The sequence below is a fragment of the Glutamicibacter sp. NPDC088483 genome, assembly GCF_044753145.1.
Classification (GTDB): domain Bacteria; phylum Actinomycetota; class Actinomycetes; order Actinomycetales; family Micrococcaceae; genus Glutamicibacter.
This window is the reverse complement of the sequence record NZ_JBIVMP010000003.1, coordinates 324,690-348,777: the sequence shown is the minus strand read 5'-3', so window position 1 is coordinate 348,777 and position 24,088 is coordinate 324,690. Positions and strand designations below refer to the sequence as shown.

At 61.2% G+C, this 24,088-nt stretch carries 20 protein-coding genes; 11 read left to right on the top strand and 9 right to left on the bottom strand.

Annotated elements, in window-relative coordinates:
• Positions 1-4 precede the first annotated feature (4 nt).
• The 4 genes from ACIP6G_RS08380 to ACIP6G_RS08365 are packed head-to-tail and all read left to right on the top strand — an operon-like array spanning position 5 to position 5,405.
• Positions 5-1,243: a dihydrodipicolinate synthase family protein gene (locus ACIP6G_RS08380; RefSeq protein WP_400289622.1), complete on the top strand. Its 1,239-nt coding sequence runs from the start codon at positions 5-7 to the stop codon at positions 1,241-1,243.
• Positions 1,240-2,148 (top strand): sugar phosphate isomerase/epimerase, encoded by a 909-nt coding sequence (locus ACIP6G_RS08375; protein WP_105661980.1) that lies wholly within the window; start codon positions 1,240-1,242, stop codon positions 2,146-2,148. The genes ACIP6G_RS08380 and ACIP6G_RS08375 overlap by 4 nt, the downstream gene beginning before the upstream one ends.
• A gap of 30 nt (positions 2,149-2,178) precedes the next feature.
• A complete protein-coding gene (locus tag ACIP6G_RS08370; protein ID WP_365943754.1) occupies positions 2,179-4,308 on the top strand; it encodes a DUF6807 family protein in 2,130 nt (709 codons plus the stop codon).
• A 2-nt stretch (positions 4,309-4,310) separates the two neighbouring features.
• The gene (locus ACIP6G_RS08365; RefSeq protein WP_365943755.1) at positions 4,311-5,405 is read left to right on the top strand and encodes a M24 family metallopeptidase; all 1,095 of its coding nucleotides are present in this window, start codon (positions 4,311-4,313) and stop codon (positions 5,403-5,405) included.
• A gap of 75 nt (positions 5,406-5,480) precedes the next feature.
• Here ACIP6G_RS08365 and ACIP6G_RS08360 read toward each other — a convergent pair whose 3' ends face one another.
• The 4 genes from ACIP6G_RS08360 to ACIP6G_RS08345 form a co-directional block, all read right to left on the bottom strand.
• Positions 5,481-6,389: an NAD(P)-dependent oxidoreductase gene (locus ACIP6G_RS08360; RefSeq protein ID WP_105656293.1), complete on the bottom strand. Its 909-nt coding sequence runs from the start codon at positions 6,387-6,389 to the stop codon at positions 5,481-5,483.
• 8 nt (positions 6,390-6,397) lie between these two features.
• Entirely contained in the window at positions 6,398-7,753 is a 1,356-nt protein-coding gene (locus ACIP6G_RS08355) for a Gfo/Idh/MocA family oxidoreductase (RefSeq protein WP_365943756.1), read from the bottom strand.
• A 96-nt stretch (positions 7,754-7,849) separates the two neighbouring features.
• The gene (locus tag ACIP6G_RS08350; RefSeq protein WP_400289488.1) at positions 7,850-8,770 is read right to left on the bottom strand and encodes a carbohydrate ABC transporter permease; all 921 of its coding nucleotides are present in this window, start codon (positions 8,768-8,770) and stop codon (positions 7,850-7,852) included.
• Between the two features lie 52 nt (positions 8,771-8,822).
• Positions 8,823-9,749: a carbohydrate ABC transporter permease gene (locus ACIP6G_RS08345; protein ID WP_105656291.1), complete on the bottom strand. Its 927-nt coding sequence runs from the start codon at positions 9,747-9,749 to the stop codon at positions 8,823-8,825.
• Positions 9,750-10,029: 280 nt separating this feature from the next.
• On the opposite strand from ACIP6G_RS08345, the gene ACIP6G_RS08340 reads away from it, so the two are divergent.
• The 3 genes from ACIP6G_RS08340 to ACIP6G_RS08330 all read left to right on the top strand — a co-directional run bounded on the left by ACIP6G_RS08340 (position 10,030) and on the right by ACIP6G_RS08330 (position 13,427).
• Positions 10,030-11,253, top strand: a complete 1,224-nt coding sequence (locus ACIP6G_RS08340) for a mandelate racemase/muconate lactonizing enzyme family protein (protein ID WP_365943758.1) — start codon at positions 10,030-10,032, stop codon at positions 11,251-11,253.
• Between the two features lie 260 nt (positions 11,254-11,513).
• Positions 11,514-12,647, top strand: a complete 1,134-nt coding sequence (locus ACIP6G_RS08335; RefSeq protein WP_105656289.1) for a mandelate racemase/muconate lactonizing enzyme family protein — start codon at positions 11,514-11,516, stop codon at positions 12,645-12,647.
• 66 nt (positions 12,648-12,713) lie between these two features.
• The gene (locus ACIP6G_RS08330) at positions 12,714-13,427 is read left to right on the top strand and encodes a FadR/GntR family transcriptional regulator (RefSeq protein ID WP_105656288.1); all 714 of its coding nucleotides are present in this window, start codon (positions 12,714-12,716) and stop codon (positions 13,425-13,427) included.
• A 94-nt stretch (positions 13,428-13,521) separates the two neighbouring features.
• Here ACIP6G_RS08330 and ACIP6G_RS08325 read toward each other — a convergent pair whose 3' ends face one another.
• The 5 genes from ACIP6G_RS08325 to ACIP6G_RS08305 form a co-directional block, all read right to left on the bottom strand.
• Positions 13,522-14,880 (bottom strand): gluconate:H+ symporter, encoded by a 1,359-nt coding sequence (locus ACIP6G_RS08325; protein WP_105656287.1) that lies wholly within the window; start codon positions 14,878-14,880, stop codon positions 13,522-13,524.
• A gap of 420 nt (positions 14,881-15,300) precedes the next feature.
• On the bottom strand, positions 15,301-15,693 hold the full coding sequence (locus tag ACIP6G_RS08320) for a universal stress protein (RefSeq protein WP_365943373.1): 393 nt from the start codon (positions 15,691-15,693) through the stop codon (positions 15,301-15,303).
• Positions 15,690-17,219 (bottom strand): tripartite tricarboxylate transporter permease, encoded by a 1,530-nt coding sequence (locus ACIP6G_RS08315; RefSeq protein WP_365943372.1) that lies wholly within the window; start codon positions 17,217-17,219, stop codon positions 15,690-15,692. The genes ACIP6G_RS08320 and ACIP6G_RS08315 overlap by 4 nt, the downstream gene beginning before the upstream one ends.
• A gap of 23 nt (positions 17,220-17,242) precedes the next feature.
• Complete coding sequence (locus ACIP6G_RS08310) at positions 17,243-17,827, bottom strand: tripartite tricarboxylate transporter TctB family protein (RefSeq protein ID WP_365943371.1); 585 nt, start codon at positions 17,825-17,827, stop codon at positions 17,243-17,245.
• Positions 17,828-17,876: 49 nt separating this feature from the next.
• Entirely contained in the window at positions 17,877-18,875 is a 999-nt protein-coding gene (locus ACIP6G_RS08305; RefSeq protein ID WP_105661987.1) for a tripartite tricarboxylate transporter substrate binding protein, read from the bottom strand.
• 151 nt (positions 18,876-19,026) lie between these two features.
• Between ACIP6G_RS08305 and ACIP6G_RS08300 the strand changes: the two genes are divergently transcribed.
• The 4 genes from ACIP6G_RS08300 to ACIP6G_RS08285 all read left to right on the top strand — a co-directional run bounded on the left by ACIP6G_RS08300 (position 19,027) and on the right by ACIP6G_RS08285 (position 23,978).
• On the top strand, positions 19,027-19,917 hold the full coding sequence (locus tag ACIP6G_RS08300; RefSeq protein WP_105656282.1) for a LysR family transcriptional regulator: 891 nt from the start codon (positions 19,027-19,029) through the stop codon (positions 19,915-19,917).
• A gap of 138 nt (positions 19,918-20,055) precedes the next feature.
• Complete coding sequence (gene kdgD / locus ACIP6G_RS08295; RefSeq protein ID WP_105656281.1) at positions 20,056-20,994, top strand: 5-dehydro-4-deoxyglucarate dehydratase; 939 nt, start codon at positions 20,056-20,058, stop codon at positions 20,992-20,994.
• Positions 20,995-21,044: 50 nt separating this feature from the next.
• The gene (locus tag ACIP6G_RS08290) at positions 21,045-22,646 is read left to right on the top strand and encodes an aldehyde dehydrogenase (NADP(+)) (RefSeq protein WP_365943370.1); all 1,602 of its coding nucleotides are present in this window, start codon (positions 21,045-21,047) and stop codon (positions 22,644-22,646) included.
• Between the two features lie 3 nt (positions 22,647-22,649).
• Positions 22,650-23,978: an enolase C-terminal domain-like protein gene (locus ACIP6G_RS08285; RefSeq protein ID WP_359185440.1), complete on the top strand. Its 1,329-nt coding sequence runs from the start codon at positions 22,650-22,652 to the stop codon at positions 23,976-23,978.
• The last annotated feature ends 110 nt before the right edge of the window (positions 23,979-24,088 follow it).

Here is a 24,088-nt window from a genome sequence, read left to right as displayed (position 1 = left end):
ATCCTTGCCCGAATTGACACTCATTGACGAAAACGGGCAGAACTTTTCCTATCGGTTGAAAGGCCCCGGAGAATTCCAGCGGCCGTCTGCCCCGCTTTCCTCGCGCAAAGCCTATGCCGCAGCCCATGTCATCCCCCTCATGGGAGCAGACAATACGCCTGGCGCACCGGCAAGCATCGATTGGGATGCGACGCTGGCCTACCGGCACGAGCTATGGTCCTACGGTCTGGGTGTCGCCGATGCGATGGATACGGCGCAGCGAGGCATGGGGCTGGACTACGCGGCTACCTGCGAGTTGATCAGGCGATCGGCGATCGAAGCGGCCGGGGTTCTCCAGAAGAACAGCTACCCGGCCTTGGCCGGGCTCACCGTCAGGGATATTCTCGCCTGCGGTGTCGGCACGGACCAGCTGTCGGCAGACACTGTCCAGCCGGGCCAGCTGGCTGAAGTCACCAACGCTTATTTGGAGATGCTGCGGCTTGTTGAAGATTCAGGTTCGAAGGCGATCTTGATGTGCTCCCGGGCCCTGGTCAAGGCTGCGCGCACCTCGCAGGATTATCTGGACGTGTATGCGACTTTGCTCGATGCTGCCAAACAGCCAGTGATCCTGCATTGGCTTGGCGACATGTTCGATCCACAGTTGAGCGGCTACTGGGGAACACAGGATTTGGCAGAAGCCACCGGGGTTTTCCAGTCCATTCTGGAGCAGCACGCGTCGAAAATCGACGGCGTCAAAGTCTCTTTGCTCAATGCCGAGCATGAGAAACAGCTTCGTGCCGCATTGCCAGCTGGAGTGCGCCTCTACACTGGCGACGATTTCAACTATCCCGAGCTGATTCACGGTGACGGGCAACTGCATTCCGATGCGTTGCTGGGAATTTTCGCCGCCATCTATCCCGCTGCGTCAACGGCCTTGCAGGCTTTCGATGCAGGCGACGCAGAACGCGGCCGGAAGATCCTGGACTCCACCAGAGAGCTGGGATTGCATATTTTCAGCGCCCCAACGTTCTACTACAAGACCGGGATTGCCTTCCTTTCGTGGCTCAATGGGCACCAAAGCGGTTTCCAGATGATCGGCGGGCTGCACGCCGGACGTTCCCTGCCGCATTTGGTGCGCACATTCGTTCTCGCTGATGGCGCTGGCCTGTTGCAAAACCCTGATCTGGCTGCTGAGCGAATGGAACAGCTCCTGGCAATTTCTGGAATCAAAACTACAACTTCGTCCCTGACAGGTGTGTCATGACATTCGAACTATCGCTTAATACCGGCACTACCCCGAATCTCAGCCTCCACGAAGCCGCCGAAGCTGCAGCGCAGGCGGGCCTGAGCCATATTGGTCCGTGGCGGCATTTGCTTGCCGAGGCCGGTGGCGCTGGGCCAGCAGCCCAGATCATCGCTGGGGCAGGGCTCAAAGCCAGCACCTTGTGCCGTGGCGGCTTTCTCACTGCACCTTCGGCCGAAGCCCAAGCTGCCGCGCTGGCATCGAACCGGCAGGCCATCGAGGAAGCTGCCGTCATCGGCGCCAATGAATTGATCATGGTCGTGGGCGGCTTGCCGTCGGCCGCGCATATTCTGGGCGGCACCGGGGATCCAGCAGACAAGAACATTGTCGCGGCTCGCGATCGCGTCGCGCGCGGCTTGGAAGAACTGGTTCCCATCGCCTTGGAACACGGCGTTCGGCTGGTGCTAGAACCGTTGCATCCAATGTATGCCGCCGACCGAGCGGTGCTTTCCACGCTCGGACAGGCCCTGGACTTGGCTAGTCCTTATCCGACCAAGGCCGTGGGCGTTGTTGTTGACACCTTTCATGTGTTCTGGGATCCGCAGTTGCAGCAGCAGATCCAGCGGGCGGGCCTTGAGCATCGCCTGGCCAGCTACCAGATCTGTGATTTCAATCTGCCAATTGCCAGCAATGCGCTGCAATCCAGAGGCATGATGGGCGACGGCCATATCGATTTCTCGGCGATTTCCCGATGGGTGTCACAGGCTGGATACCGAGGTCCAGTTGAAGTCGAGATCTTCAATGACGAGATCAACCAGCAGGATTCCGCGCTGACCTTGGCAACCATGTCCCAGCGCTACGAAACTCTCGTACTGCCCCATCTTGAGCAAGCTGCGGGCGTTCAGCCGGCCAGCGCATTAAACTGATCTGAATTCGAATATCTCTGAAGGAACACGATGAATCAGCAAGCCACCGCAGCGGGATCTGCAACGACTAGTGCCCTGGCAGCGCCAACTGCTCCTGCGGTGGTGCTGATTGGTCTGAACGGATTCGGACGCCAGCATTTGGCAAATATCCATCGACTCGCAGCCGAGGAGAAAATCACGTTCCTTGCCGGCATCGATCCGGTCGATCCCGGGAAAGAGATTCGCGGCAAGGACACGCACGTGTTCGCCGACTTTGATGCTTTCCTCAGCTCCGGATTAACCCCGGACATCATCATTATTTCAACGCCGATCAGTACGCATGCCGACCTGGCGATGAAGGCCTTGCGTACAGGTGCAGATCTCTACCTCGAAAAACCGCCGACAGCGACCCTGGATCAGTATTCACGCCTGCTGCAAGCCGCGGCCGATGCTGGCGCCCACGTGCAGGTAGGGTTCCAGGCCCTTGGCTCGACAGCCTTGAAAACCATAGATGGGTTCTTCGCCGATAACGCGAAGAACTCTCCCATCGGGGCCCTTCGTGCGGTGGGTGCCAGTGGAAATTGGCTCCGCACCACGGGCTACTATGCACGTTCGCCTTGGGCAGGACATCGAAAACTCGACGGCGTCGAGATTGCCGACGGTGTAGTGACCAATCCCCTGGCCCACGCGGTCGCCAGCGCCTTGCACATCGCCGGAGCGCGCAAAGCCCAGGACGTCGCCCATCTTGCCACCGAGCTGTATCACGCGCACAGCATCGAAGCAGACGATACCTCCGTGGTGCGCGTGCAAACGAGCACCGGAATCCCCGTCATTGCCGCGCTGACCGTTTGCGCCAGTGAACAGCAGGATCCATGGATCACCATCTATGGCACCGAGGGCACCGCAACGTTGTACTACACCCGTGATGAGCTGCTAGTTCGACCCAACCCGGACTTGGGACTTCCAGAATCTTCTGAAGTTTTCGGACGAGTCAACCTTCTCGAGAACCTCGTCGAGGTGCGCAACGGCAGCGAAACTGAACTCTTGAGCTCTTTGGCGTCGGCCGGTGCTTTCATGCGCGTCCTCGAGCAGATACGGACCTCGGATGCTCCAACTCAGATCGCAGAAGAGCAGGTTATCCCTGCCGGGGATGGAGCAGATTTCCACCCAGTGATACCGAACATCGAACGATTCATCGACCGAGCGGTGGCGGCGCAGTCCAGTTTCTCTTCGCTCGGAGCGCCTTGGGCCTTGCCAGCGAAAACCAGTGGCTCGTTGTCGCTGATCAATCCCGCAACGGGGAAGCAGCGCACCCTTGCGGAGTTGCGGACGGGAGAAGATATTTCCCGCACCAATTCACCGCGTCCTTTCTTGGATAATCTGAAGACCTTCAACGGAGTTGTGGTCAGTGAGCAGCAACCGCTTGACCACACCTGGCATCTAGGTGTCGGGGTTGCATTGCAAGATGTGAACGGGACCAATTTCTGGGGTGGGCGCACCTACACCCGTGACGCGTCACGCTACATATGGCGTGCGGACCATGGACATATCCGCACAGCGTCCAATGCGTTCACCCGCAATGGCAGCGCTTTGGATTCGCAGCTTGAATGGGTCAGCCACGAACAGGAAATCCTGCTCGATGAGCACCGTTCGATTGAGCTCAATGCATTTGAGGACCATGAAAGCGCCATCACCGGCTGGAGCCTGGATTTCAGTTTCAGGCTCTCGGCGCGCGAACGCCAGGTGTCGCTTGACTCTCCGGGTACCAATGGCCGTCACAACGGCGGCTACGGAGGTTTTTTCTGGCGTCTGCCGCCAATCGCTGATCCACAGATTTTTACCCCATCGGCTTCCGGGGAATCGCAAGTCCACGGTGTGCACAGTCCGTGGCTCGCCTTCAGTGCTACGTTCTCTTCGGACTCGGTGGCTTTGGCTGATCTTGCTGAAGGCCACGGGGATGCCACCATCATTTTCTGCAGTGAGCATGATGACCCATGGTTTGTTCGCAGTTCTGGATATCCGGGTGTCGGCAGTTCGCTGGCCTGGTCTACACCGGTTGTGCTGGACCCTCAGGAAGCGATAACCCGCCAGGTACGAGTACTCGTGGTTGATGGGAGGGTCCCGGTGCAGACCGTGGCCCTGCTAGCCCGAAAATACGGTTCAGGTTCCAAGGAAGGCTGATTGTGCCCACCACCGCCACTCATGAATACGCAAAGAAGCATGCCCAACTGGTCGAGCTCATCAGAAGCCGCGATGGGCAGTATCTGCTTCTCTCAACCCCCGCTTCGCTTGCCTGGCTCTTGGGCGGTGCCCGCACGCACGTATCTCTTGCGGCACCACCCATTGCCAGGGTTCTGGTTCATGCCCAGGGGTGCGAGCTTGCAACGTCCGTGAGTGAAGCTGCACGGATCCAGCGAGAAGAGCTCGGCAACGTGGAACAAGTTTCGGTGCATGTCACCGCCTGGTACCAGGATCTCGACAATGTCCGAGAATGGTTTCCAGCGGCGAGCGGACAAAAGATCCTCAGCGAGCGGGAAATCGAGTCCGATTTGCGAGCCCTTCGCTCAGCACTCAATGAAACTGAGATTAATAGGTATCGCGCTCTTTGCCGCGACACGGCTGCGCTCATGACCCAAGTGCTGTCGGCCGCCCGTAGCGATGATTCCGAGTTTGATGTGGCAGCCAAGCTGACAGCTGGAGCCATCGCCCAAGGAGGCGAAGTGCTCGTTGCCTTGGTCAGCGGCGATTCACGTGCCGCAGCCCGGCACCCCCTGCCAACCGCGGCCCCGCTCGGAGGCAAAGCCATGGCAGTGCTGTGCGTAAGACGTCAGGGGCTCATTGCCAACATCACCAGGTGGGTGCGATTCGGTGCGCCGACGCCTCAGGAACTCTCTGGAGAAGACGACATCCTGGCTGTCGAGGCAGATATCCTTGCGGCAATTCGCCCTGGCGGCGTTCTCGGTGAATTATTGGCCGTCATCCAGGGATCCTACCCGGAGCATGGTTTCGATGCCGGGGAATGGTCGTTGCATCATCAAGGCGGCATTGCCGGCTACAACGGACGAGATCCCCGGCTCACCCCAGGAGCAACTGATCTCTTCCAGTTGAACCAGGCTTTTGCGTTCAATCCCAGTGCAGCACGCGATGGTCTGGCGTTCAAAGTTGAGGACACCATGCTGCTGACCGAGTCCGGGGATTTTGAGGTTCTCACCTTCGATCCGCTCTGGCCCTCAAACCTGGTTAACGGTTTGCCACGGCCAGCAGTACTTCAACGCTAAGCGCACCCTAAACAATTATTGGCTGGGAAATCCTTTTGAGGTTTCCCAGCCAATAATTTTATGTACCGATGCCCTTTATACGGTGGCCTTCAATTCCGAGCGCCAGCTGCGTTTCGGTTCCCAGCCAAGGACATCTCGCGCTTTCTGGATACTGAAGGCAGGGCTATCCGTGGTGAGTCCCGCTGCGACGTCCTCGAGCTCCGGATAAATCTCTGGGATCAGCTCTGCGAGCGGACGCGTTGCCATGGCATCCTTTGCACCAACGAAGAACACCGAGCCATTCTCTACGCGGTCAAACCGTTCAAGCAGTACCAGCAGGAAATCTGCCACGTCCCGCGCATCAACGTAATTGAATAGCGCAGGCGCTGACAAGCGAGGATCTTGTAGGCGCTCAGCAACAGTGTGTCCCTGCTGCGTTGGAGCGCCGGCCCACTCTTCCTCTGCGATCACATAGCAGGGCCTGAAGGAAGCGAACTTCACCGAACTTGCCGGTCCCATTTTCGCTGCGAACATGGCGGCAATCTGCTCGGCTACGAATTTGGAAAGCCCATAAGCATGCCATGGCTTGGGAACTTCGTTTTCATCAAGAGGCAGCTTCTCCGGCACCCATCCGCCCGGAGAACCATAGCCCATTATTGATGGGCTGGAGGCCAGCACGACCCTGGTAGCACCGGCCTCCACTGCCGCCGAGGTGACGTTATGGGCAATGGTCGCGTTCGTGTGCAGAAGCACCTCTTCCGGGGCCATGAAAGGAACAGCCATTGCCGCGAGGGACACCACCGCTTGCGGAGCAAGCTGCTCGAATAGCGCATGCGTAGCCTTCGCATCCATCAGATCGATGCAGTGATACTCCACGCCATCGAGAGGTTCTTCCGGAATCTGCCTGTCAAGAGAGATCACTTCATGCCCTGCGTGGGAGAACCCCGCGAGCACGGCACGGCCTAAACGCCCTGCTCCCCCGGTGATGACGACTTTTTCACCCATGGCTCTGTTTACACCTTGACCTTCGGTTGAAACGAAATGTCCACGCCCAGGCCAGCACTCCCGACGTCCACGAGCTGCCTGGTTTCCAGCGATTGATTTCCGCAAATCCCGACAGCAATGGCGCGCACACCGTCGATGAATCCGGCTTGCCGCGCATATCCATCCTCGTTGGCTCCGCGGAAGAGCTCTTCGAGCAGGAGCTTGTCGCCGCCACCATGCGATCCATTCGAGTTTTCGATCTGGATCTCCACTGCTTCTTCCCAATGCCGCTGCAAAAGCAATCTCTCGCCTTTCGACCTGGCATTGCCGCTCTGGCCATCATTGCTATATGAAGGATCCACCGGATGCCCGCCGGCCGCGGGCAGTACTGCTGCCCGTTCGACAACGTCCAGTTCCAGGCGTCCTTCCGTCCCGTTCACCGCAACCCGGTATCCTTCCCATGGGCTGTGCGCGTTCAGGGAATATGAAAGCACCGGTCCGTTTTGATACTCAGCAGTCAGGCTCAAATTGTCTTCGATGGTGATCTCGCCATTGAAGACTCCCTGGTCTCGGCGGTACCCATCAAAGTGTTCGTTCTCTAGATAGAGCTTTTCCAACCGCTCATCGCTGCGAAGATCCAAATCAAACGGATCCTTATCGCTTAGCCCGTGGGTACCGCGTTCGTTGGCTTGGCGGCCCCTGAACTCTGCGTTGTCGGGCCCGTAGAACTTCAGCCCTCCTGTTGCAAAGACCTTCTGCGGTGAATCGTCGAGCCACCAATTGACCAGATCGAAATGATGGCTGGACTTATGGATTAGCAAGCCGCCAGAGTTTTCCTTGAGTCGATGCCATCGGCGAAAGTAGTCTGCTCCGTGAACGGTATCCAGCATCCAGTTGAAGTCCACGGATGTGACTTGGCCGATTTTCCCATCGTCGATGGCCTTCTTCAGGGCTGTATTCCGAGGAGAATAACGGTAGTTAAACGTGACCACGATTTGATGGCCGCTTTCTTCCACCGCCCGAGCTATACGAGCGGTGCTCGGCGCATCAATTGTAAGTGGTTTCTCAACTATCACGTCGGCGCCGGCATACAGAGCGGTGCAGATCAGCTCAGCATGCGTGTAGTCCGGGCTCGTGATGATTACCCGGTCAATGTGGCGTTCTCGAATGACTTTGGCCAAGTCTTGCGGGTCAAAGGACCCGACCTTCTCGCCGAAGGTCTGTTCAACTACGTCTTGGTAGTACTCGATTCGCCCCTGGTTGGTATCTGCCAATGCGACAAGTTCAGCGACGTCGCTATGTTCACCGAAGATAGCAGTCAGGTACATTTCGCATCGGTTCCCTGTGCCGATCAGTACGTAGCTGGTGCGTGATGAGCTTCCCATGCGGTTTCTCCTACGATAAGTTTCTGGCGCTTGTGGCTGGTATCGGTCGAGGCCACTGGCCTAGCGCTGTTGTCCTAGGCCAGTGGCATATTCCTGCTATTTGATCCCAGTAGTTGCGATGCCCTTGACCAGGTATTTCTGCCCGAAGAGGAAGGCAAGGAATACAGGGACCAACGTGACGATCGACATTGCGAACAGTGCGCCCCAGTTGGATTCTCCGGTGGAGTCTATGAATGCGTTGAGCGCAACTTGCACGGTGTAATTACTCGGGTTGGTGAGGTAGATCAGTGAGGTAAAGAAGTCGCTCCAGGTCCAGATGAACGTGAAGATTGCCGTAGTTGCCAAGGCTGGAACCATAAGCGGCAGGATGATCTGCAGGAAGATCCGTGGATGGCCGGCGCCATCGATTCGGGCTGCTTCATCCATATCCTTAGGGATTCCTCGGATGAATTGGATCATCAGGAAGATGAAGAACCCATCCGTGGCAAGCAGTTTCGGAACGATGATTGGCCAGAAGGTATTGACCCAGCCGATCTGAGAAAACATGATGTACTGCGGAACGATAATCACGTGGATCGGCAGCATGATGGTCATCAGCATCAGCGCGAACATAATCTTCTTGAACTTGAAGTCAAGCCTGGCAAATGCGTATGCCGCCATGGAGCAGGACACCAAGTTGCCAAGGATGCATCCCAAAACCAAAATCGCAGAGTTCATCAAGTACTTGCTGAAAGGTTCAGACAGCGCGTTCCAACCGCTGGGGTAGTTATTCCAGTCCACCTGGGAAATAACCAAACCGGCCTCACGGAAGATCAGGTCGTTCGGGCGGAAGGAGCTAGCTACCATCCACAGCAATGGATAGATCATGACTCCGGCACCCAGGATCAGCAGCGCGTGCTTGATCAATGAGCGCATTGAAACCTTGAACTTCGGGCTCTTATCTTTAACGGTCTTGCCTCGTTCATCAGTACCGCCAACCGGCGGCTTTTTTCCGAGAAGTTCTTCTTCATCAAGCACGAGTTCTTGCGGTGACCCACCGCGTACTTGCGAATCTGGAAGTGAAGTTTGATTAGTCATCGTAAAACACCCAATACTTAGAAACGAAGAAGTTCACAGCGGTAAATGCACCAACTATGAGCACCAGGAGCCATGCCATGGCTGAGGCATAACCCATATCGAACTGTTTGAATCCTTGCTGGTACAGGTAGAGCGTGAAGAACATGGTGGAATCGGCAGGACCGCCCGATCCATTGGACACGATGAAAGCTTGAGTGAAGTTCTGGAAGGCCCCAATGATCTGCAGGACCAGGTTGAAGAAAATAATGGGGCTAATCATCGGCAACGTGATACTCAGGAACTGCCGCCATTTGCTCGCCCCATCAATGGAGGCTGCTTCGTAATACATCATGGGAACTTGACGCAGACCCGCAAGGAAGATCACCATCGGTGAGCCGAAGGTCCACACGTTGAGCAAGATCAGGCTTCCAAGTGACGTGTTTGGATCGGAGATCCATCCAATGCCTTGGATACCGACCAATTCCAAGAGCTGATTCACCAGGCCGGTGGTACCGAAAATCTGCTTCCACAGCACTGCGATTGCAACTGAGGAACCCAGCATGGAAGGCAGGTAGAAAATTGAGCGGTAAAAAGAGAGCCCGCGCATTCCCCGGTCAAGCAAGATTGCTACGGCGAGGGCCACTGCCAGCTGCAACGGAACACCGATCAAAACGTAGGTGAACGTGACCCGCAATGAATTATGCAGCCGCTGGTCGTCGAGCATCCGTTCAATGTTCTCAAACCCTGAAAAGGACGGAGCCTGCAAAAGGTTGTAGTCCGTAAACGCAAGATACAGCGACATGGCCATGGGCCCCAGGGTGATAAGGAATAACCCGATCGTCCACGGAATGAGGAAGATATGCGCTGCCTTGTTGTCCTTGGGAGGGACTTTGCGGCCATTGTTCTTGCTGAGGTTCTGCAGTTCGGCAATGGCGCTCATTGACCACTACCTCCTTTCGACGAAACGCGAAGGCAGCCCTTACGAATCGGGACCGACATGAGTGACTCCTTGCTAGAAGCGCTTGATGAAGATGATTCGAAATCGACTTCAGGAATGCGCTTTCCAATCTCTATTCCTCAACGCTAAACTAAACACCAACGTGAGGTCAACCACACTGGCGAGATAGGTTTGGGGAATCGCCTCGGAGCCACCGCTGGACGCCATCACACGGTGCGAACAGTCGCTGGATGCGTCCATATGAAAATAGGAGATCAGTAAAATGTCGCAGGCCAAAGACGGTTTAAGGGACACTATCGTGTCAATAGAGCTCTATCGGATATCACTGCCTTTTGATGCCGCGCGGCGAAGCCAGGAAGATTCCAATGCGGAATCAATCGATGCTTTCAATGCATCATCACGCACGTTGACCCAGATGGAATCATTAATGGTGAAGGTGCAAACCGCGGATGGATTCACCGGCTGGGGCGAAGCCTTCGGCCACAAATCCAATCCCGCGACATGGACTGCCCTTGAACAGATCGTGGCCCCCTTTTTCTTGGGGCGTTCATCGGCCCTCGACGGGAGCATTGCCTCGGCCGAATATGCATTCCACGCCTTCGGGCGCACCGGACCCATTCACTTCGCACTATCCGCAGTGGACATCGCTCTTTGGGATATAGCGGCACGTCGTGCAGGACAGACGCTGCGGGAATTCATCAATATCGATGCCCGCCATGAAATCAATGCCTACGCGTCTTTGGTCCACTATGCCGAGGATCCGCAGGAGGTTGCTTTTCATCTTTCCAGGGCTTTGGAACACGGATTCAAGGCGTTCAAAATCCATGAGTCCTCGATTCCAGCCATCAAGGCCGCACGGCAGGCCGTGGGCTCCCACCCGCTGATGGTCGATGTCAATTGCAAGTGGCATCATCCAGCCGAAGCCGGGTCGTCGATTGCTGCCATGGCGGACCTGGAGCTGCTGTGGATCGAAGAACCGATCTTCCCGCCAGATGATTCGCAATCACTAGCCGCCCTCAATGCTCGTTTCGGCAACGTCTCCGGTGGAGAAAACCATTCAGGGGTCCAGGGGCTGACCTCGGATATGGAACTCGGCGCCCTGCAGTTTGCCCAGCCTAGCGTCGGAAAGATTGGCGGACTCAGCGCCATGCTCAAAATTCGCGAGGCGGGTCAACGGCTTAATGTCCATGTGGTGCCACACTGCTTCTACTACGGTCCGGCCCTCCTGGCCACCGCGCAGCTGATCGCCGCAGACCAGGAAGTCCAGCTTGCCAACGGGTCACTCCGTCCGGAATTGGAAATCCCCTTCCTCGGTTGGGAAACCCAGCTCCACCCTTGGCATGCGCCGCATCAGGGGAAGCTCACTAACGAGGGTACGATCCGTCTGCCAACGGAAGCCGGGCTCGGTTTCACTCCGGATCCAGTCGTTCTTGAAAACCATGCCCTCAAGCATCTGGTCTTGACCACTGCGCCTTGCGAAGGGTAAATGATCCGGCAAGGCAATAGCCGCTTCAAGCATTGCGGACAGCCCGCGATTGCCTGGAGCCCCGCCGTCCAGACGGGAACCTGCCGTGGTTTCAAGCACCCGAGCGGCAGCTCCGGGCGCATTCGACCACAGAGAAGAAAGGGGCAGCAGGCCACCGAAGAAAACACTCGAAAAATCACTTGTGTAATAAGTTCCTTACTTATAAGATAAGTAATTAAATGAGCTTACCCCCACAGTGATCCCAACAGGAGATTCCCGCCATGACCTATACCCCCGACGCCATCCGCCACGTCAAGCTTTCAACGGCCCGGTTGCCGCTGGCCACACCGATCTCCGATGCGAAAGTTTTCACCGGCCGCCAGAAGCCAATGACCGAGGTGGTCTTCCTCTTCGCGGAGATCACCACGGAACAGGGCCATGAGGGTTTCGGGTTCTCCTACTCCAAGCGGGCCGGCGGTCCCGCACAGTACGCCCATGCCAAGGAAGTCGCACAAGCGATGATTGGCGAAGATCCAAGTGACATCGCCAAGTTGTACACCAAGCTCCTTTGGGCCGGCGCTTCGGTGGGCCGCTCTGGTGTGGCGACCCAGGCGCTGGCCGCACTTGATATCGCGCTCTACGACATGAAAGCCAAGCGCGCGGGGCTTCCGCTAGCCAAGTTCCTCGGCTCCCACCGCGATTCGGTGCGCACCTACAATACTTCCGGCGGCTTCTTGAACGCCAGCATCGAGGAGGTCAAGGATCGGGCTACCCAGTCCATCGAGGAAGGGATCGGCGGCATCAAGATCAAGGTCGGCCTGCCGGACAGCGCCGAAGACCTGCGCCGCGTTGCCGCAGTGCGCGAGCATATTGGCCCGGATTTCCCGCTCATGGTCGACGCCAACCAGCAATGGGACCGCGCTACCGCATTGCGCATGGGGCGCAGGCTCGAGGAGTTCAACCTCGTCTGGATCGAAGAACCGCTGGATGCCTACGATGCTGAAGGCCATGCGGCCCTGACCGCTGCCCTGGATACGCCAATAGCCACAGGAGAGATGCTTGCTTCGGTATCCGAGCACGAACGCCTGATTGCCGCACGCGCCTGCGACATCATCCAGCCTGACGCTCCCCGGGTCGGTGGCATCACCCAGTTCCAGAGACTGGCAACTTTCGCTGACCAGGCTGGGCTGGATCTGGCACCGCACTTCGCAATGGAAATCCACTTGCATCTGGCAGCAGCGTACCCACGCGAGCCTTGGGTGGAGCACTTCGACTGGCTCGACCCGCTGTTCAATGAGCACTTGGAAACCAAGGACGGCCGGATGATCGTTCCGAACAGGCCAGGGCTCGGCTTCACCCTGAGCGACCAGGCCCGCGCGTGGACCACCGAAACCGCGCAATTCGGCACCGCCTGAGTCCCCATGACTGGACCTTCGCGCCGGAACCGCCTGCCAGGCAGTTCCGGCGCTTATCCTTTAAGCATGCACAACGCCAAACCCAATCTGGCATCGGCCTTGGTCGGGCACCTGCGCGCGCAGATCAGCGGCGGGGCCATTCCTCCGGGACAGAAGCTGCCCAGCGAGAACGAGCTGATCGCCGAGCACGGGGTATCGCGCACCGTGGTCCGCGAGGCCATTACCCGGCTGCAGGCCGAAGGGCTGGTCTACACGCGGCGCGGCGCGGGCAGCTTCGCTTTGACTCCTCCACCGCCCGCCGAGCCTGCCGCTCAAGCACTGGTTCCGCGTACCGTCGAGGAACGCCGCCAGTTGATCGAGTACCGGGTGGGTTTCGAGACCGAGGCCGCCGCCGTCGCGGCCCGCTCCCGCACCGCGCAGGATTTGTCCGCAATGGACCAGGCCCTGCGGGGCTTCGAGGCCGCAGCGGGCAATGCGGCGGTGAGCATGAGCTGCGATTTCGAGTTCCACCTGGCCGTGGCCAGGGCTACCGGCAATCCCTACTTCGGCCAGGCTGTGGAGAATTTCGGTCCCTCCATGATCGCGATGCCGCGCGGCCGGCTGGATTCGGCCGACACGATCACCGCCGACCGGCTGGGTTCGGTGGCCGCAGAGCACCGCGCCGTGCGTGATGCCATTGCCTCCGGCGACCCGCACATGGCGGCCGCGGCCATGCGCATGCATCTGGGCAACTCCATGCTGCGGCTGCAATCCGAAGCGGGGCTCGGCCCCGCGCTTTAGGGCCGGGACGCGGAAAAGACCTCCGGCTGGCCGTGGCAGCTGCCATCAGCTCCATGTCGCCGAGAGGTCTTTCCTTCAAAGTTCCGTACCGGGCCTAGGTGATCACCAGGTCCAGTGCGAAGACCCCGAGCAACCCGAGTACCGCCAACGTCGTGGTGTAGGTGGTGCGCACCGCGAGCGCCTGCCCGACATTGAGGTTGAAATACTCCTTGAACATCCAGAAGCCCGGGTCGTTCACGTGGCTGAAGGCGATCGAGCCGCAGGCGGTGGCCAGCACCATCAGCTCAGGCGACGCTCCGGTGGCCGCGACCAGCGGTGCAGCGATGCCGGCGGCGGTCGATACCGCCACCGTAGCTGATCCCAGCGCGATGCGCAGGATCACCGCAATGATCCAGGCCAGGAACAGCGGGCTGAGATTCCACCCCGCAGTGGTGTCCGCAATGTAGTCGGCAATGCCGGCGGAAACCAGCACCTGCTTGAAGGCACCGCCGGCACCGATGACCAACAGGATCATGGCCATGGCCCGCGCGGCCTCGCTCATCGACTTGGCGACCTGCGCCATGGAACGGTTGTTCAGCGGGCCGAAGGCGGCAATCGCCACCAGCAGGGCGATCAGCAACGCAATTTCCGCCGAGCCCAGCAGCGCGAGCACATCGTCGGCCTCCTCGCTCAGCGTCACGGTCATGCGCAGGATTTCCGAACCGGCAATCAGCACGATGGGCAGCAGCGCCACCAGGAAGGACAAGGCGCCCGAGGGCAGCTCGTCGTCGGCGAAGTCCTTTTCCGCGAGCAGCCCCGAGGGCATCTGCGGGTTCATCTGCCGCACGAAGGACAGCCGCGGCCAGGCCATCGCAATGGCCACACCGGCCGGAATGGCGATGAGCAGGCCGTAGGCCAGCGTCAATCCGACCGATGCGTTGTACAGCCCGGCCACTGCGGTCGGACCCGGGTGCGGGGGCAAGAAGGAATGCATGGTGGACAGCGAAATGGACATGGGCAGGCCCACCCACAGCAGGTTGACCTTGGTGGCGCGCACCAGGGTGAAGGCGACCGGCACCAGGATCACGAACGCGACCTCGTAGAACATGGTCACGCCGATCAGCATCGCGGAAATGATCATGGCCCACTGCACGCCACGCTCGCCGAAGACCGAGAGGATCTTGCGGGCAATGCGCTGCGCCGCCCCGGCGTCGCCCATGACGCGGCCAATCATGGCACCCAGGCCGATGACGACGGCGGTGCTTCCCAGCTGCCCGCCCAGGCCCTCGGTGATGATCTCCGGGATGTCAGCGACGCCCGCGGGCTCGCCGTCCACGCTCAGCGATCCGGTGGCGACGGCCCAGAAGGCCACGAGGGTGGCGACGAGGATCAGGGCGATGAATCCGTTGAGCTTGAACCTCATCATGAGGATCAGCAGCACGACTACCGCCAGCGCTACGACAAGCAGGGGCATAAAGGGGCTCCGATCTGGGGAATACTTTGGAAAAGGGTGGAATCTCGGCATCGCGGGTGGCGGCGAGGGCTTGGGTTTACGTGATCTGCCGCATATCGCCATGTGCCTGTAGTCCCGTTAGTAAGCCGGGATCGCTCCCGTCCAAGACTCGATCCGCATGTTTTGATACCCAGCCGGCATCGCGTTGCGTGCCCGGGTGGCGGCCATCCCCGCGATCCCGCGACATTCCGGCACTCCGCGCCCGGTAGCGCATTCGGCTCGGCGTTTCGGCGCTCCCCGGGAACCATTCATTGAGTGACGAGCCTCACAATAGTTGAAGCGCTGTAACCATTGAGGAGCCACCGGACCGTGGACGCGCAAAGACCGCGGAAGGCTTCCATTGAAGCCTTCCGCGGCCCTTGGCAGCGGTGCGGTAGCGGGTCAGCCGGCCTTGACGGCCAGCACCGGATGCTGCGCCTGCAGCAGGATTCGCTGGGCGTGCGAGCCCATGATGAACTTGCCCACCTGGCTGCGCTGGCGCAGCCCGATGACGATCAAGGACACCTTGTGCTTCTCGGCCAGCCCCAGGAACTCCTCGGTCAGGTCATCACGGTAGCTGGACTCCACGATGCGAGCCTCGACTCCCGCCGCGGCGGCAGCTAGCAGCACGCGTTCCAGGTCCTCGGGCGAAGCGGTGTGCTTGTCCACCAGCGACCCCTCGCGCGAGGAGTTCACGATCAGCAACGGTTCGGCGCGCAGCTTCGCCTCGATGATGGCCGCGTCGACGGCGGCCTGCCCTACTGGGGTGGGGACGTATCCCACGATGATGCTCATGCGTTTTCCTTTTCCTTTACGGCCTGCACGGCCACCAAGCGGTTCTTGCGCTGATCGATGGCGGACTTGATCATCGGCCACACGGCCACGAACACGAACACCACCAGCAGCGTTGCGGAGATGGGTCGGGACAGGAAACCCGAGGGGTCGCCTTCCAGCACCAGCAGGGATCGGCGCAGGTTGGATTCCAGCAGGCTGCCCAGCACGAACGCCAGCACCAGCGGGCCGGGCTCGAAACCGAATTTCTTCATCAGGTAGCCCACGGCGCCGAACATGACCACCAGCATCACGTCGAACATGGAGTTGCGGATGGTGTACGCGCCCAGCAGGGTAATCAACGCGGTGATCGGCGCCAGGATCGCGGCGCGGATGCGCAGGATCCGCACGAATACCCCGATCAGCGGGATCGACATGATCAGCAGCAGGATGTTGCCGATATACATCGAGTTCACCACGCCCCAGAACAATTCCGGGTCATTGGAGATCAGCTGCGGGCCGGGGGTGACCCCCTGGATCAGTAACGCCCCGAAGATGATCGCCATTGTCGCATTCGCAGGAATGCCCAGAGTCAGCAATGGGATGAACGAGCTGGTCGCCGCCGCATTGTTCGCGGTTTCCGGTCCGGCGACACCCTCGATCGCCCCCTTGCCGAAGCGCGTAGGGTCCTTGGCGGTCTTCTTCTCCAGCGCGTAGGAGGCCAGCGAGGAGATCGTCGCGCCGCCGCCAGGCAAGATGCCCAGGAAGAAGCCGAGCACCGACCCGCGGCCGATCGCCCCGGAGGCCTGCTTCAGGTCCTGGCTCCGCGGCCACACGTTGGCCACCTTCAGCGGGGCGGACACGGCCCGGTGCCGCTCCTCCAGGTTGTAGAGGATCTCGCCCACGCCGAACAGGCCCATGGCGATCGGCACGAAGTCGATCCCGTCGGCCAGCGACAGGTTGCCGAAGGTGAAGCGCTCGGCCCCGGTGAAGCCATCGCGACCCACCGTGGCCAGGAACAGGCCCAACGCCGCGGCGATGATCGCCTTGATCTTGGAGCCTCCGGAGATGGTGGCCACCAGCAAGATGCCCAGCAGCGCCAGCGCCGTGTACTCCGGCGGGCCGAAGTCCAGCGCGAAACTGGCCACCAGCGGAGCCAGGAAGGTCAGGCCCACAATGGCGATCGTGCCGCCAATAAACGAGCCGATGGCGGCAATGCCCAGTGCGGTGCCGGCCCGGCCCTGCTTGGCCATGACATAGCCGTCGAAGACCGTCACCACCGAGCTGGCCTCGCCGGGAAGGCGCAGCAGCACCGAGGTGATCGTGCCGCCGTACTGGGCACCGTAGAAGATGCCGGCCAGCATGATGATGGCGGTCACCGGCTCGACACCGTAGGTCAACGGCAGCAGGATCGCGATCGTGGCCGCCGGGCCCAGGCCCGGCAGCACGCCGATCAGCATGCCAATGACAACGCCGAGCAGGCAATACAAGAGGTTTGTGGGGTCCAGGACGGTGCCGAAGCCGTCCAGGACTGGTCCGAAGAAGTCCATGGGAGTCAACCTTTAATTGCGACTTAGAACAGTCGGGGAATCGTGGTGCCGAGCGCGGCAATGAAGATGGCGTAGAAGGCCACGACCACCAGCACCGAATACAAGGCGGCAGAGCGCCAGCGCTCACCGCCCAGCCAGCGCATCCACACGAAGCACAGCAGCAGCGCGGGAATCTCGAAGCCGATCAGCGGCATGAGCACCACCATCAGGATCAGGGTGGCGAAACCAATGACGGTGTACCAGCTCATGGCACTGAACTTCTCCCCGTCCTGCCCGCCGCGCCTGCCCACGATGAGCTGCACCACGGCCATGACGGCGGCAATCAGCGTGACAATGAAGGGCCACATCCCGGCGCTGGGCGCCGCGGGGGTGCCCAGCCCCAGGCCAACGGACAGCGCCATGCCGGCGCAGCCCAGCGCGAGCACCACCAGGCTGGAGGCAAGGTTCGCCACCGGTCCGGCCGGTTCCGGGGCCTCGGCTTCCCACTGGGCGGCGAGTTCCTCCGGGGTCAGCTCCTCGGGCGACGAATCGTCCTCGGGCTGCACCGGGCCGGATTCCGCGCGGGGCGCGGCGGGCACCGGCGGGCGTTCAACGTGTTTGGCTTGCATGATGTTGTCCTGTGCTTGAAGTGTTCCGGATCAGCTGGCTGCCGGGAGGCTACTTGCCGGCCAGCGAGATGTCGTACTCATCGGTCAGTTCCTTGTACTTCGCGGCCAGCTCATTCCATTCGGCGGTGACTTCCTCGCCGGAAATCTCGTTCGGAGTCAGCATGTTCTTCTCGTTGAACGAGGTGTAGGTGTCCGTGGCTACCGCGTCCTTGATGGAGGCCACCAGCTTCTGCTTGGCGTCATCGCTCAGGCCCTTCGGGGCTGCGATGGCGCGGTACTGGGAGACCGGGACTTCATAGCCTGCCTCGATGGCGGTGGGCACATCGGGAAGAAACTCATTGCGCTCGGAGGAGAAGACCACGATCGGGGTGACGGTGCCGGCGTCGATCTGCGGCTTGGCTTCGCCCAGCTGCACTGTGGAGACCTGTACCTGGTCGCCCATGACGGCGGTCAGTGCCGGGGAACCCGAGTCGAATGGTACTGTGGTGCCTTCGATGCCCGCCTGGGCCAGGATCAGTTCCTGGGCCAGCTGCGAGCCGGTGCCCACGCCGGTAGTGCCGAAGGACAGCTTCTTGCCGCTGTTCTTGATGTCATCGAAGTTCTCCATCCCCGACTTGGTGCTGGCTACCATGACGTAGTCATCCTGGCTCAGTCCCATGAGGACATCGAGGTCATCGAGCGAAACCGCCTCGTCCGCGGATACCGCCAGCGGGGTAATGGTGATCAACGAGGCGTTGAGCAGCACGAGGTTCTGCCCGTCCGGGGCCATGGCCGCCACTTCTTCGGTGGCCAGCGCGCCGTTGGCGCCCGGCTTGTTCACCACGGGCAGGGCCACGCCCAGGGAATCCGCCATGCCGTCCGCCGCGGCGCGCGCGATCAGGTCGGTGGAGCCGCCAGGCGCCTGGCCGACGGTCAGGGTGATGGGGCCGCTGGGGAATTCGGCGGAGGCCGAGCCCCCGCCGACGTTGCCGCCGCAGGCGGAAAGCGCTAGTACCGCGCCAGTGGCCGAGAGGGCGAGCAGCGAGCGGCGAGTCAAGCGATTTTTCATGGGAAGTTCTCCTGTGGTGTCGAGTGTGGGACCCCGGCCGAGGCCTCGAGTGAGACAGCTCACCTTGCTGGTCTTGGAGTCAAGCGTAGAAACTTGAAGTGATGCATGTCCAAGGTTGAATGTGCATAGAATGATTCCAGAAAGGTATCAAATGTTTACTCTGGACCAAGCACGCAGTTTCGTTGCCGTTGCCGAGGAATTGCACTTCGGCCGTGCCGCCGAGCGGCTGAACATGACCCAGCCGCCGCTGAGCCGGCAGATCCAGAAACTCGAGCGCACGGTCGGCGTGGAACTGCTCGAGCGCGACAACCGCCGCGTGGCCCTCACCGCGGCGGGCCACGCTTTCCTCCAGGATGCGCGCCGGCTGGTCGTGGCCGCCGAGCGTGCCCCGGACAATGCCCGCCGCATCGCCGCCGGCCAGCTGGGCGAGCTGCGCATCGGCTTCACCGCGGCTTCGGGCTTCAGCCTGCTCGGCCCGCTGCTGGGAGAAATCTCGGCGCAGATGCCGCAGGTGCACCTGGAGCTGTCGGAAATGGTGACCGGCGAGCAGGTCGACGCCCTGCTGGACGGCGACATCGATCTGGGCTTAGCCCGCCCGCCCTTCGACGAGAAGCTCTTCGAATCCGCACTGCTATTAACCGAGGGGCTCTACGTGGCAGTGCCCTCCGGCCACCGGCTGGCCCGGCTGCAGCGGGAGGTATTGTTCGATGACCTGCGCAACGAACCGCTGATCATGCACTCCCCCACCAAGGCCCGCTACTTCTACGACCTGGTGGTGCGCCGCGTCGACATCGAGCACAAGAACGTGCGCCATACCGTCAGCCAGGTGCTGACCATGCTCGCGCTGGTCTCCGCCGGGCGCGGTATTGCTTTCGTCCCGGAGAGTGCCAAGCTGCTAGGCGTGGGCGGGGTCAGCTACCTGCGGCTGGGCGAGGTTACCGACGATCCAGTGCAGCTGCACGCCATCTGGAGCAAGTCCTCGCGCAATCCGGCGCTGGAACGGGTGGTCTCGATCGTGCGCCACGCGCTGCACGCTGAATGATGCACAGTAGGTATCAAACAATACAAATATGGGCTTGGACAGGCATCATAGAGGGTTCCTAGGCTGAGGGTAATACCAATGCACCGCCCCCAGCTTTCCCGCCTCGCCTGAGGTGGGAACCAGTCAAAGGAACAAACCATGGCCCAGTACACCCCCGCCGAACTTGCCTCCAAGCTCAAGGACGGGTTGCTCTCCTTCCCGGTCACCGCATTCGACGCGAACCTGGAAATCGACGAGGCCGCGTACCGCAACCACCTGGCCTGGCAGTCCAGCTTCGATGTCGCGGGACTGTTCGCCGCCGGAGGCACGGGCGAAGGCTTCACGCTGACCCCGGCAGAGGCCTCGCGTGTGGTCCGCATGGCAGTGGAAGAAGCCGGCTCCAAGGTTCCGGTGCTGGCCTCGGCCGGCGGTTCGACCAAGCAGGCCATCCAGAATGCGCAAGACGCCGAGGCCGCAGGGGCCGAGGGCCTGCTGCTGCTGCCGCCATACCTGACCGAATGCGACCAGGAAGGGCTCTACCAGCACGCGTCGGCCATCTGCGCATCGACGACGACCGGCGTAATCGTCTACAACCGCGCCAACGCGATCTATTCGGCGGACACCGTGGCCCGGCTGGCCGATAACCACGAGAACTTCATCGGCTTCAAGGACGCGCTGGGCGACATCGAGCACCTGACCAAGGTGTACGCCAAAAACGGCGACCGCCTGTTCTACCTGGGCGGGCTGCCTACCGCGGAGACCTTCGCGCTGCCGCTGCTGCAGCTGGGCATGAGCACCTACTCCTCGGCCATGTACAACTTCGTTCCGGAATTCGCGCTGGACTTCTACAAGGATGTGCGCGCCCAGGACCTGAAGGCGGTCAACGAGAAGCTGAACCGCTTCGTGCTGCCGTACCTGGAAATCCGCGACCGCGTCAAGGGCTACGGCGTATCCATCGTCAAGGGCGGGCTGAAGGCCATCGGCCGCGACTCCGGCTCGGTGCGCCCGCCGCTGCAGGATCTGACCGAGCAGGACCTGGCGGACCTGTCCGCGCTGATCCAGCAGGCAGGCATCGTTCCCGCCGGCGCGAGCCTCTAACCAGTACTGGCACTTTACGACACACCAATCAGTCGACTCAGGAGCAATTCATGAGCACAACCACGCAGAACCTCACCGGCCAGTCCATCCTCGCCGGCGCCAGCACCGAAGGCAACGGGCGCAAGGTCAACGGCTATAACCCGGCGACCAACGAGCGCCTGGAACCTGCCTACAGCCTCATCGATGAGCAGCAGCTGAAGCTGGCCACCGCTGCGGCGGCCGAGGCCTTCGAGTCCTTCCGGTCCTTGGAACCGTCGAAGCACGCAGAGTTCCTGGAAGCCATCGCGGAGAACATCGAGGCAGTGGGCGCCGAACTGGTCGCTCGCGCCATGGCCGAAACCGGCTTGCCCGAGGCGCGCCTGACCGGCGAGCGCGGACGCACCACCGGACAGCTGCGGCTGTTCGCGCAGGTCGTTCGCCAAGGCGACCAGCACGGCGTGCGCGTGGATCCGGCCCTGCCCGAGCGCACCCCAGCCCCGCGCGTGGACATCCGGCAGCGCAAGATCCCGGTGGGCCCGGTCGCGGTGTTCGGCGCGTCGAACTTCCCGCTGGCGTTCTCCACCGCCGGCGGCGACACCGCCAGCGCGCTGTCGGCCGGCTGCCCGGTGGTCTTCAAGGCCCACAATGCGCACCCCGGAACCAGCGAGATTGTTGGCCATGCCATCAGCAAGGCCGTCGCCGACTTCGGGCTGCACCCGGGAGTCTTCTCACTGGTTTATGGCCCCGGCGCGTCGATCGGCCAAGCCCTGGTGAAGGATCCGGCCATCAAGGCCGTGGGCTTCACCGGCTCGCGGGCCGGCGGCACCGCCCTGATGGCCGCCGCGGCCGCGCGACCGGAACCCATCCCGGTGTATGCCGAGATGAGCTCCATCAACCCGGTGATCTTCTTCGAGGGAGCATTGGCTCAGGATCCCGTTGCACAGGCCAAGGCCTACTTGGCTTCTGTTGTCGGTTCTTCCGGGCAGCTGTGCACCGCACCGGGACTCGTCTTTGTTCCCACCGGAGCTGCCGGCGACGCATTCGCCCGCGCCGTCAGCGGCCAGGCACCGGAAACTTCCGGGCAGACGATGCTCACCGAGGGAATCTACAATTCCTGGACCGCTGGTGTCCAAGCGCTCGGCAGCCAGGACGGTGTCGAACTGCTGGGCCGTGGCACCGAAGGGGCAACCGAGAACGCTCCGGCACCAGCCATCTACACCGCTGGAGTGGAGCAGCTGCTGGCCAACCCGGTGCTGCAAGACGAAATCTTCGGAGCCGCCTCGCTGGTGATTCGCTACGCCGATGCCGCACAGCTGCAAACCGCGCTGGGCCGGCTGGAAGGCCAGCTCACCGCCACCTTGCAGCTGGACGATTCGGATCACGAAGCCGCAGGGCAGATCATCGGGACGCTGGAAACCAAGGTCGGGCGCATCCTGGTCAACGGATGGCCAACCGGTGTGGAAGTGGGCCACGCGATGGTGCACGGAGGTCCGTTCCCGGCAACGTCCGACCCGCGGACCACCTCGGTGGGCACCCTGGCCATCGAGCGCTTCCTGCGCCCGGTCGCCTACCAGAACTTCCCGGAAGCGCTTTTGCCCAAGCCCATCGCGGAAGACAATCCGTGGAAGCTGACCCGCCGGATCGACGGCGTCCTGCAGGCGAAAGGCGAATAGTCCATGACTTCCCAGCCCACCATTGCCTCGGTGAAGGTCATCCCGGTCGCCGGGCACGACTCCATGCTGCTGAACCTCTCCGGGGCGCACGGGCCGTTCTTCACCCGCAATATCGCCATCATCACTGACTCCGAGGGCCGCACGGGCCTCGGCGAGGTACCTGGCGGCGAAGCGATCCGTTCGACCATAGAGGAGGCCGGCACACTGATCACCGGCGCCCCTGTGGCGACTTACCGTTCGCTGCTGCGCCAGGTGGCAGCCCGCTTCGCAGACCTCGATTCCGGCGGACGCGGTGCACAGACCTTCGATTTGCGCACCACCGTGCACGCAGTCACCGCACTTGAGTCTGCACTGCTGGATTTGCACGGCCAGTTCCTCGGAGTGCCGGCGGCCGAACTGCTCGGCGACGGGCAGCAGCGCGACGCGGTTCCGATGCTCGGCTACCTGTTCTACGTGGGCAACCCGGATACGACGGATCTGCCGTATCTGCGCGAACCGCAGGGCAACGACGACTGGGAGCGCTTGCGCCGCGAGGAAGCCATGACACCAGAAGCCGTGGTGCGCCTGGCCGAGGCGGCTCAGGCCCGTTACGGGTTCAAGGATTTCAAGCTGAAGGGCGGCGTCCAGGACGGGGACTCCGAGGTCGATGCTGTCATCGCTTTGAAGGAACGCTTCCCCGAAGCCCGGATCACGCTTGACCCCAATGGCGGCTGGCTGCTCGAAGATGCTATCCGGCTTGGCAAGCGCATGCGTGGAGTGGTGGCCTATGCCGAGGATCCGTGCGGCCCTGAGGGCCGCTTCTCGGGCCGCGAGGTCATGAGCGAATTCCGCAGGGCGACCGGTCTGCAGACCGCCACGAACATGATTGCGACTGACTGGCGAGAAATGGCGCACGCGGTGCGCACCAATGCGGTAGACATCCCCCTGGCAGATCCGCATTTCTGGACCATGTCCGGTTCAGTGCGTGTTGCCCAGCTGTGCAACGAGTTCGGACTGACTTGGGGGTCGCACTCGAACAACCACTTCGACATCTCGCTGGCGATGTTCACCCAGGTCGGCGCCGCTGCTCCGGGCGAGATCACGGCACTCGATACCCACTGGATCTGGCAGGATGGACAGGGCCTGACCGAGGAACCATTGGTGATTCGGGACGGAGAGATCAAGGTTCCGCAGCGGTCCGGCTTGGGTGTCAGCCTGGACATGGATCGGGTCGCCCAAGCCCACGAACTGTACCTGGAACATGGGTTGGGCTCGCGTGACGACTCGGTGTCCATGCAATACCTGATTCCCGGCTGGACCTTCGATTCGAAGAGTCCCGCGCTGGTTCGCTGACAGGCTGCCAGGGAATCTGAATAATGCACCGTGGACGGTAGAGGGAGCTTTCGCACCCTCGCCGTCCACGGCTTCGAGAAGCCCCGGAGCTGGGAACACCAGTACCGGGC

What these genes read in the sequence shown, in the direction of transcription:
- ACIP6G_RS08375 (WP_105661980.1), top strand. Translation starts at nt 1,240, where the DNA reads ATGACATTCGAACTATCGCTTAATACCGGCACTACCCCGAATCTCAGC.
- ACIP6G_RS08370 (WP_365943754.1), top strand. Translation starts at nt 2,179, where the DNA reads ATGAATCAGCAAGCCACCGCAGCGGGATCTGCAACGACTAGTGCCCTG.
- ACIP6G_RS08360 (WP_105656293.1), bottom strand. Translation starts at nt 6,389, where the DNA reads ATGGGTGAAAAAGTCGTCATCACCGGGGGAGCAGGGCGTTTAGGCCGT.
- ACIP6G_RS08355 (WP_365943756.1), bottom strand. Translation starts at nt 7,753, where the DNA reads ATGGGAAGCTCATCACGCACCAGCTACGTACTGATCGGCACAGGGAAC.
- ACIP6G_RS08345 (WP_105656291.1), bottom strand. Translation starts at nt 9,749, where the DNA reads ATGAGCGCCATTGCCGAACTGCAGAACCTCAGCAAGAACAATGGCCGC.
- ACIP6G_RS08340 (WP_365943758.1), top strand. Translation starts at nt 10,030, where the DNA reads ATGTCGCAGGCCAAAGACGGTTTAAGGGACACTATCGTGTCAATAGAG.
- ACIP6G_RS08335 (WP_105656289.1), top strand. Translation starts at nt 11,514, where the DNA reads ATGACCTATACCCCCGACGCCATCCGCCACGTCAAGCTTTCAACGGCC.
- ACIP6G_RS08330 (WP_105656288.1), top strand. Translation starts at nt 12,714, where the DNA reads ATGCACAACGCCAAACCCAATCTGGCATCGGCCTTGGTCGGGCACCTG.
- ACIP6G_RS08325 (WP_105656287.1), bottom strand. Translation starts at nt 14,880, where the DNA reads ATGCCCCTGCTTGTCGTAGCGCTGGCGGTAGTCGTGCTGCTGATCCTC.
- ACIP6G_RS08320 (WP_365943373.1), bottom strand. Translation starts at nt 15,693, where the DNA reads ATGAGCATCATCGTGGGATACGTCCCCACCCCAGTAGGGCAGGCCGCC.
- ACIP6G_RS08315 (WP_365943372.1), bottom strand. Translation starts at nt 17,219, where the DNA reads ATGGACTTCTTCGGACCAGTCCTGGACGGCTTCGGCACCGTCCTGGAC.
- ACIP6G_RS08310 (WP_365943371.1), bottom strand. Translation starts at nt 17,827, where the DNA reads ATGCAAGCCAAACACGTTGAACGCCCGCCGGTGCCCGCCGCGCCCCGC.
- ACIP6G_RS08305 (WP_105661987.1), bottom strand. Translation starts at nt 18,875, where the DNA reads ATGAAAAATCGCTTGACTCGCCGCTCGCTGCTCGCCCTCTCGGCCACT.
- ACIP6G_RS08300 (WP_105656282.1), top strand. Translation starts at nt 19,027, where the DNA reads ATGTTTACTCTGGACCAAGCACGCAGTTTCGTTGCCGTTGCCGAGGAA.
- kdgD (WP_105656281.1), top strand. Translation starts at nt 20,056, where the DNA reads ATGGCCCAGTACACCCCCGCCGAACTTGCCTCCAAGCTCAAGGACGGG.
- ACIP6G_RS08290 (WP_365943370.1), top strand. Translation starts at nt 21,045, where the DNA reads ATGAGCACAACCACGCAGAACCTCACCGGCCAGTCCATCCTCGCCGGC.
- ACIP6G_RS08285 (WP_359185440.1), top strand. Translation starts at nt 22,650, where the DNA reads ATGACTTCCCAGCCCACCATTGCCTCGGTGAAGGTCATCCCGGTCGCC.